This is a genomic window from Pseudomonas meliae, assembly GCF_001400515.1.
Taxonomy (GTDB): domain Bacteria; phylum Pseudomonadota; class Gammaproteobacteria; order Pseudomonadales; family Pseudomonadaceae; genus Aquipseudomonas; species Aquipseudomonas amygdali.
In genome coordinates this window covers 1-8,861 of record NZ_LJQT01000503.1, presented here as the reverse complement: position 1 = coordinate 8,861, position 8,861 = coordinate 1, and the positions used below count along the sequence as shown (strand labels likewise).

Annotated in this window: 6 protein-coding genes and 2 pseudogenes; 1 reads left to right on the top strand and 7 read right to left on the bottom strand. The window is 58.7% G+C overall.

The genetic code is table 11. From position 1 onward, the window contains the following. Positions 1-15 precede the first annotated feature (15 nt). The 7 genes and pseudogenes from ALO64_RS23540 to ALO64_RS23510 form a co-directional block, all read right to left on the bottom strand. Positions 16-1,044, bottom strand: a complete 1,029-nt coding sequence (locus ALO64_RS23540; protein WP_044345301.1) for a FecCD family ABC transporter permease — start codon at positions 1,042-1,044, stop codon at positions 16-18. After that, the gene (locus ALO64_RS23535) at positions 1,041-2,000 is read right to left on the bottom strand and encodes an ABC transporter substrate-binding protein (protein ID WP_044345300.1); all 960 of its coding nucleotides are present in this window, start codon (positions 1,998-2,000) and stop codon (positions 1,041-1,043) included. Before ALO64_RS23535 ends, ALO64_RS23540 begins: the two co-directional genes overlap by 4 nt. Position 2,001: 1 nt before the next feature. Continuing rightward, positions 2,002-2,781 carry an ABC transporter ATP-binding protein gene (locus ALO64_RS23530; RefSeq protein WP_044345299.1) on the bottom strand — a complete coding sequence of 260 codons (780 nt, stop codon included), beginning with the start codon at positions 2,779-2,781 and terminating at the stop codon, positions 2,002-2,004. Beyond that, positions 2,781-4,925 (bottom strand): TonB-dependent receptor, encoded by a 2,145-nt coding sequence (locus tag ALO64_RS23525; RefSeq protein WP_235378724.1) that lies wholly within the window; start codon positions 4,923-4,925, stop codon positions 2,781-2,783. The genes ALO64_RS23530 and ALO64_RS23525 overlap by 1 nt, the downstream gene beginning before the upstream one ends. 529 nt (positions 4,926-5,454) lie before the next feature. Next, on the bottom strand, positions 5,455-5,868 hold the full coding sequence (locus tag ALO64_RS23520; RefSeq protein WP_044345298.1) for a VOC family protein: 414 nt from the start codon (positions 5,866-5,868) through the stop codon (positions 5,455-5,457). Positions 5,869-6,042: 174 nt separating this feature from the next. Continuing rightward, a pseudogene (locus ALO64_RS23515) lies at positions 6,043-6,986 on the bottom strand (methyltransferase). After that, positions 6,983-8,434: an iron-containing redox enzyme family protein gene (locus ALO64_RS23510; protein ID WP_044345303.1), complete on the bottom strand. Its 1,452-nt coding sequence runs from the start codon at positions 8,432-8,434 to the stop codon at positions 6,983-6,985. The pseudogene ALO64_RS23515 and the gene ALO64_RS23510 overlap by 4 nt, the downstream one beginning before the upstream one ends. Before the next feature lie 216 nt (positions 8,435-8,650). On the opposite strand from ALO64_RS23510, the pseudogene ALO64_RS24905 reads away from it, so the two are divergent. Continuing rightward, positions 8,651-8,850: pseudogene (locus ALO64_RS24905) on the top strand (adenylyl-sulfate kinase); the annotation flags it as partial. Between the last annotated feature and the right edge of the window lie 11 nt (positions 8,851-8,861).

Below are 8,861 nucleotides of genomic sequence, written 5' to 3'. Positions count from 1 at the left end.
TTTGTCTACACCCTCCTAGTTTCGCTTCATCATGAAAATAAAAAACAATCCTCCCAACAAAGCCGTCGCAATACCGATAGGCAGATCTTCTGGCGCGATAAGAGTGCGGGAAATGACATCCACCCAGATCATCAACAAAGCACCCAGAAGCGTGGCGACGGGCAGCAGTCGTCGATGCTCCGAGCCCACCAGACGTCTGGCGATGTGCGGCACCATCAGGCCGACGAAACCTATGGAGCCGCACAGCGCAACCAGCACGCCGGTCATCAGTGAGGCGATCAGGAAAACCAGCAGGCGCACGTTGCGTACTTGCAGACCAAGGCTTGTGGCGGTCTGATCGCCGCCCATCAGTGCGTTCAGGGAACGACCCAGCCCTTGCAAAAGAACCCAGCCAGACAGAACCGTGATCAGTGGCACAACAAGCAGCTCCCAGCGCGCCAGCCCCAGCCCGCCGAGCATCCAGAACAGCACTGAGGAGCTGGCGCGGTGATCGCCCAGAAACAACGACAGGTTAGCGATCGCCATCATTACAAAGGACACGGCCACGCCGCCGAGCAGCAGGCGTTGGCTGTCCAGGCGGCCTTTGTGGCTGGCCAGCCACAGCACCAGGCACAGGCTGACCAGCGAGCCGACAAACGCAGCCAGTGGCAATGTCAGCGTGCCAAGCACTTCTCCTACATGCATGACCACGATAACCGCGCCAAGTGTCGCGCCCAGCAGGTGAGGGTCGGCCAGCGGGTTGCGCGTCGCTGCTTGCAGGACGCTGCCGATCAGGGCCAGTCCCGCGCCTGCCAGTACGCCCAGTAACACGCGGGGCGTGCGTATCAGCCAGACGATGGTTTCCTGTCCCGCGGTCCAGAGAGGTGGGTTTTCGCTGGCGCCGAACAGCTTGAACATCAGGATATCCATCACCCGGTTCAACGGCACAGGGGCCGCGCCGAAGGTGATGCACACCAGACATGACATCAGCAGCACGAGCGTCAGAGTGATCAGCAACCCCGTGTAACGGCGAGGGTGCTCGGTCAGCCACTGCGCCAGGGTCATCGCGTCACGTCATGAAATGCTGCTGCAAGCGTCTCGATGGCCGCGACGTTGTCGATGCCTGGCGTCACCGCCACGTAGGGCAGCACGACATAGCGTCGGTTGCGGATCGCGTCGACGGATTGCAGCGCCGGGTTGCTTTCAAGGAAGTGCTGTTTCTGCGCGGCGCTGACTTCGCCGTAGTCGACGATCACGATAACCTCGGGGTTGCTTTGCACAACCGACTCCCAGTTGACGTGGGTCCAGCTGGCCGCGACGTCGCCCATGACATTCTGCCCGCCTGCGGCGCTGATCAGTGCCTGGGGTATTGCCAGCCGCCCGGCGGTCATGGGCCGGTCTTCACCGCTGTCATACATGAAAACCCTGGGCGACGATTTGCCTGCCACGCTTGCCTGAACCTCGCTCACGCTGCGGCGCATTTGCGCAACCAGCGCCTCTGCGCGGGCCTGCACGTCGAATATCCGACCCAGGTTCAGCAAGTCGTTGTAGACATCCGCAAGTGTGGCTTCAGCGCGCGGCATTATCTGCGCGCAGGACTCGGTCAGTTCATAGGCCTGAATACCCAATGGGTCCAGGCTCTGCGGCGTGACGTCGCCACCCACCCGCATGCCATAGTTCCAGCCGGCAAAATAGAAGTCGGCGTTGGCATTGAGCAGTGTTTCCAGAGAGGGGTATTTGCTGGCCAGCTCGGGCAGGTTGCCAAGGTCGCGCAGCAGGGCCTGATCAGGTTTGTTCCAGCCGGTGATGCCGCTGTAGCCGGCCATGTGTGATTGCAAGCCCAGGGCAACCATCATTTTGGTGAGGTTTACATCGTTGCTGACTGCACGCTGCGGCGCAGCCGTGAAGGTCACCGAGCGGTCGCAGCTTTGCACGGTGACGGGGTAGGCGCTGGGTTGCGCTTGCACCATAGGACTGCACAACAAGGTGATCAAAGCCAGGCGGGTGAGCAGGGCGTTCATTTCAGGGTATCCAGGTAATGCGCGGGTAATCACGCAGAGGGTGGCTATCGACCAGCGCCTTGGCGCCGAATACGTGGAGCAGCATTTCCGGGGTCAGCACTTCCTGGGGCGTGCCTTGCGCAATGAGCCTGCCGTGATGAATGACACACAGGCGATCACAGAATGCCGCCGCCAGATTCAGGTCATGGATACTGGCCAGCGTCGCCACGCCGAGCTGCTTGACCAGCCCCAGCAGTTCCAGTTGATGGCGCGGGTCCAGGTGATTGGTCGGCTCGTCGAGCACCATTAACCGAGGTTCTTGCACCAGTGCCCGCGCCAGCAGGCAACGCTGTTTCTCGCCGCCGGACAATGTGTCGAACCGATGCTGTTCATAGCCCGCCAGCCCTACGGCGTTCAAAGCGCTCTGCACAATCGCGCGGTCGTGGGCGCTGTCCGCAGCGAAGAAGCCCTGGTGAGGCGCGCGGCCCATGCTCGTCACGTCCAGCAGCGTCAGGCCGAATGCATCGGGGAATTCCTGAGCGACCACTGCGACGTGCCGGGCGCACCAGCGCGGGCTGTGGGACCAGATATCGTGAGCGCTGATCGCAACCTTGCCACTGTGCGGACGACTGTAGCGGAATGCGCAACGCAGCAGGCTGGTCTTGCCGCTACCATTGGGACCGATCAGGCCGACAAACTCGCCGGCAGCGATCTGCAGGTTGATATCTTTCAGGGCGAAGTGTTCGTGCGCGCAGACCGACGCCTGTTCCGGCGCCCACGCGATACGCTCTAGCGCAAGCATCAGAAACTCAGGTCCGCAGTCACGTACAGCGAGCGGGGTTCACCCAGAATCCATTGCTGGCCTTCGTTGTACTGACTCGTTGCGTATTGCCGATCAAACAGATTGCGCGCCTGCAAGCCGAGCGTGGTATTGCGCAGTGCTTTCCATGACAGGCTGGCGTCCGCCACGGTGTAGGCGGGCAGTTCGCGGGTGTTGGCGATATCGGCGTATCGGCTGTCGACGTAGCGTAGCCCGGCGCCGATCTGCACAGCGCTGCCGAGCTGTTTGTCGAGCCACAGGTTGGCCGTGCGCTTTGGCACATCGACGGGTGTATTGCCGTCACGCGAGACGGCCACGCCCGATACGCTCTGATCAAATTGGTCATAGCGCGCACGAACGAAGGCCGCGTTGGCGCTCAGGGCCCAGTCCTGCGGCAGTTGCAGCTTCATGCTGGCCTCAAGCCCGTCGGAAGACTGCTGGCCTACCTGTTGGGTGAGGTCAGGATTGCCGGCATCGGTAGTGAGCAGCTTTTTCTTGACGATATGGTAAGCCGCCAGCGTCCACTCCAGGCGCTGGTCCCACAGGGCCTGTTTGAAACCCACCTCCGATTGCCTGGCGGTGGCGAGGTCGAATTGTTGCTGCGTGGGGTTGAGCGAGACAAGGCTGCCAACGCCATCGGTGCTGGTCGAGTATTGAGCGTAGGCAGAGCTGTCCGGCGTCAGCGCGTAAACCAGTCCGATTTTCCAGTTGTTGCCGATCAGGTCCTTTTCTGTGCGGCTGTCGTCACGCAGGGCGTTGCGTTCGATATCCACGTAGTCACGGCGCACGCCTGTGATCACCGAGAGTTGGTCGCTCAGTTGCGTGCGGTTTTCCCCGAAGACCGACAGTTGTCGGGTCGTGCTTTTGAACAGCTCCGAATAGGGCGACGCACTCTGAAAATTGCCCGGTGCCGGATGTTCGATATCAATGGGGTCTCCCGCGGGATTCACATCGTTGTAGGGCGAATTGTTGGTCAGCTTGAAACGGATACGGTTGACGTCCATTCCCAGCACACTCTGGCTATCCAGCCCGCCCAGGCTGTGTTTGAAGGTGAACGTCTGCCGATCTCCCACCTGCTCCTGATTGTGCTTGATGCTGAAATAACCGCTGCGCGACAGCTGCTGAGTAGCAGCGTCCCAGTTGTAGTTTTCGGCGTTCTGCCAGCGTCGGTGCGAGGTCAGGTAGTAAAGCTCGTTGGATGAAGTGAGCCGGTCGGAGATCTGCCAGTCGGTGGTCAGCCGCGTCCATTGGTCGTCGTAATGTTGCCTGTCGTTCTCGATGTTGTAGTTCTTGTCTCGCAAGCCTTCGTGATAACGGCCGTTGATCATCGGCACGCCGAAGTAGTTCATCGGGCGCTGATTGCCGCCGTCATGGGCGAGGGTGAACGTCAGGTCTTCGCTGGCCTGCCAGCGCAGGGCACCACTGAAAAACGTGCCTTGCGAGTCGCCGTCATCGATCCAGCCGTTGCTGCGCAGCTGATTGAGGTTCAAACGGTAACTCAATTGATCGGTTAACGAGCCGCCGCTGTCCAGCGCGGTCTGCTGGCTATCGTACGAACCGTAGCCAAGGCGCAGGTGGTTTTCGATATCGCCTTCAAAAGGTTTCTTGGGAATGACATTGATCACTGCCCCGGTAGCGCCTTCGCCATAGAGCACGGAGGCCGGGCCGCGCAGCACTTCAATGCGGTCGATTGCCCAGGTATCGACCGGCATGGTGACGGTGCCCATGGCGCTGTACATGCGGCTGCCGTCATACAATTGCATCACCGAGCCCTGACCTGTGAAACCACGCGCGGACAACGCCGTGCCTCCGTCGCCGGGCGTACCGATCGCCGTGATGCCGGGGCTGCGGGCCACGGCCTGCTGCACATTGGCGTCACCGCGACTGCGAACCTCGTCGCCATCGAGCGAGCTGGTGCTGGCCGGGGTCTGCAAGGCCGTCAATGACAGGCGAGAACCGGCATGGGTAACTGAATCGAGATGCTCTCCATCTTGCGACTGGGCCGTAGCCTTAATCGTGGACGGGGCAAGCTCGACCTGTTCGGAAGCGTTTGCGTAACCTGCGCCGCTGGCCAGCAGGCAGAGGGTTGTGACTACACGGCGGGACTGGAAAAGAGGGCTGATCATGGATTGGAGGGTCGCTTTGGAAGACTGCGCTTGATGATTTGTTATTGTTATAACATAACATTTTTGCGGCGATATACACGTCTGTTTTTCTCCAAGGATGTGAGAAGACCTACGCTTATCACTAGTTAATCAAGAAAAAACGAGCACAGTCGCTCGAAGTCAGGATTTTCTTTGCTGAGTAAGAAAAACCTGGACGCGTAGACTGACAAAGGATTTTCCCATGCATCTGGCTGGATATGCCCGGCATCAGGAATCGCTAAAGCTCGCGGGCTTCCCTCTGCATCGACCGGCAAGGGTTCAGCCTGTCACGAGGATTGAGCAAACCGGCGAAACCCTGGCCGTGCCTCCAGGCGTTGCGCCCGATCCGGAGGATCTGCTGGGTCATTTACTGTCTCCAAAAACCGCCACGAGCATTACGTATATTCAGTGCAGGAAGAGGTGTTTGATTACATCGAAAAAATCACGAACGCCGTGCTCGCTGAGCAGCATGCGGCAAAGAAATATGCTGGGGTCACTGATCAATAACGACTCAATAAATCGCCCAGCACCCTGGCGTCAGCAACTCGACGAGATTTTCATCGGGGTCGCGGAAGTAAATGCTTGATCCGCCCTGGGGCCATTCAGTCCGGCCTTCGATGGCCACTTCGGCCTGAGCAAGGCGATCAGCCCAAGGTTGCATCTGGTCGGCGTTGATAGCGAAGCACACATGAATTCGCCCTTGCGCATCATGAGGCGGTATTTCTCCGCCGCTCAGATACTGTGTCTGCAGTGAAGCTCCGCATTTGAACAGCAGCAAGGTACTTACACCGCCCACATTGAATGCCACCAATGTCGGCCTTTCAAACATGACATCCAGTTCAAGGGTGTCGGAATAAAAGTCCCTGGCCTTGGCGAGGTTCTCTACATAGAGCGCCGTTTCGATAATTTTGTTGAGTCGTAGCATGTGGTGTCATCCCTTCCGTTTTGCGACAAGTCTTCCCTGATCAACGGCGTCTCGTTGATCAAGGGCGTGTGGCAAGTTTTACCGGGAGGCCGACGGGCTGACCAATGCTCGGTTCTTATGTGCGTTATAAGCCTGAACTATTAAAGAACACCGAAATGGGCCTGCGGGACATTTCTATGCCCGCCTTGTCACCACCAGCTCCACCGCTGCAATGCGGTCCACGTCTTCGTAACCCTCTTCAAGCAACTCTTCGCCAAACACATCCGGGTCCAGTTCGCGATAGGTCCATGCCAGCGCCGCATGATCGATATCGTTGCGTACGGCCTCGAAGAACGGGTCGTGCTCGCCCACCATGGCCACGCCGGTATAGAGCACCAACGAGCCGCCCGGGGTAAGGCGATCCAGTGATTCGCGCAGGATGCGCACTGACAGGTCCGCGCCCAATGCGTCACCACCGTGGCGGTAGGCGCGGCGTTTGGCGTCTTTCATGTACGGCGGGTTGGCAACGATGAGGTCGAAGTTGCCCGTCAGACCGAGAGGATGTCGCTGTGGCAGCATTGCATGTTTTCCAGCCCGGCCACCCTGGCGTTGGTCTGAGCGAAATGCAGGGCCTTGGGGTTGATGTCGACGGCGTAGACCTGCGCCTGCGCGCGTGCAGCCGCGATCAGCAGGGCACCAGCGCCGGTGCCACAGCCGATGTCGACAGCACGGCTGATCGAGTGTGAAGTGCCTTGCAGATGACGATTGATGGAGTGCGCAAAGCGATAGGTATCCGGACCGAAAAACACCGAGTCTTCATCGCCGGTAGGAAACGCGGAATGCACCAGTAACAAGTCATCCAGGCTTGAAAATCTCACCCGGCTCTTCAAGCCGTCTTCGCTGCGTTGAAGAATACCGGCTTCCAAAAGCCCTTGAGCCTCTGCAACCGGAAGCATGGATTCCGGTATCGTACGGCTCCAGCCGAAGACATCCCGCAGTGACGCGGCAATGCGGTTTTCCGGGCGTTGATTGACGTGTTGATGAGTCAACGGCGTGGGCGTGATGAAACGATAGCCACTGGTTTTGAGGCGCTGGGCGAGCGCAATCAGCGCGGCGCTGTCGGGCAGTGATTGAGTCATGGGCGGGCTCCTGTCACTCGTTCGGCCATGCTGCTGACAAACAGGCGAGTGGCATGCAGCCCGGCGGCTGTCGCGTGCCTTGCCGGGGACATGCTTTCGATCAACGTAGACATCTTCTCGGACGCTGCTGCCGACTCGAGTTTCATGTGCAGCTCGCGCACATCCGGGTCAGCATCCGCCGACGCAGGCACGGCAAGAACCGGCGATGGCTGAGCACCGCCTTGCAGATTGCGGAAACGGGATCGAAATGCTTCCGGCAGACGCTTGCCGACAGGCTGCTGAACGCTGCCATCCGACAGCCATTCGCCGGCGATCCAGTCGTGCACCAATTGCTTTTCGTAGCCATTGAACACGCCGAACATCGGTGCACCGACCCCTTCGAACAATTTCCAGAAGCGGCTATTGAGAGGGTCTTCGTGACGCTTGATCCAGCCCCTGTTTTGCAGCACGGCGAGAAACTCCGGGATCTGGTCGGGCTCGGCAAGCCACTCGTTGACCGTCTTGCCGTCCAGACGGCAATAGTCGGAATGCATGTGCTGACCAAAGGTCCGCTTGCGCTCCAGCATGGCGATCACTTCCTGCTCCAGATCGAACGACTGGATGACCTGGGTAGAGCCCATGCCCAACTCGTTCAGCCTGTAGCCATTGGCGACACGGCGATAAAATTCGTCGCGTTCCTGGCCCACAGGCAACAGCTCAAGAACGCTCTGCGCAGCCTTGCGTGCGTGGCCGGTGCTGGCGTTATCGATCGTCACATGCAGCGTGAAGTAATAAGGGTCGATGCCCAGTTCATTCAGTTCGAACGATGTGATGAGCAAATGCAGCGGCAGCTGTTCATAGCCCAGGTTGTAACCAATCACCTCGGGAAGGTACTGCTCGCTCAGTTGCCCCAGTGACAGCTGAATGGCGCCTTGCAGATAGGCGTCATCTGCCAGTGGGGCGCTGGTGTCGCAGTCCAGGTCGGCCAGCAACTTGCGATAAAGGGAGACATGATTCTGCGCCTGTTCGCCGTCGCCCAGTTCTTCCAGGTAAGTACGAATCAGACCGTGAAAACGGTAGTCTGCCCAATGCGGCAGCAAGCCATACAGCCATGCACCGTCAACCAGCTTGGTCGGCGCGACCTGCTGAATGAAATACATCGCGTGAGCCTTGGTCTTGAAAAATCGCCTGGGCTGCCCGGCGCGACGTTGTTCAAGGTAGAGCGCATAGTGATCGGCTACGACCCCTACGTTCTGCTCCATCCAGTGTTCCAGCGCTTCAGGCTGAGCCGGAAGGTCGCAGTTTTCCCGCTCGGCCTGGGCCAGGCAGTGATTCAGAAACATGACCGCATCGTGTTGATATTCTGGAGCACGTTCACTCATCCATGATTGATAGACGGTTTTTGAACAGGCTTCTTCAACGACGGTTTTGACGACGGCATTGCCAGTCATCACTTGAAGAGACGTCATGAAAATCGTACCTCGGCAGTTGAAAATCACGATTGACGCGGTCACGCGAGACTTTCTGTTTTCTATGCAGCGTAGATAAGTGAGTATCGTGATACGGGGAAATTCAGCGTATTTTGCCGAGGGCCGATAGGTGGCAGATGTGGTTATTCCATGAGCACGAATGCCTCGCGGAGAAAATGTATTCTCGTTCTGTGTGCACATCAGGAACAGGCGATCATGGACAACTCACATGGCGTACAGAACCTTGTCTGGCAAACCAGCCAAGTGTCCTCGAAAGACCGTGAGCAGCATTTGAAGCAAACGCCGAAAACAGTCTGGCCGACCGGGAAGCCGCTCGCTCGATCATTGGTCACGAACGCTTCATCGAAGTGTTTATCAGCACACCGCTTGAAACCTGCATTCAGCGTGACCCTAAGAGGGTGTAGAC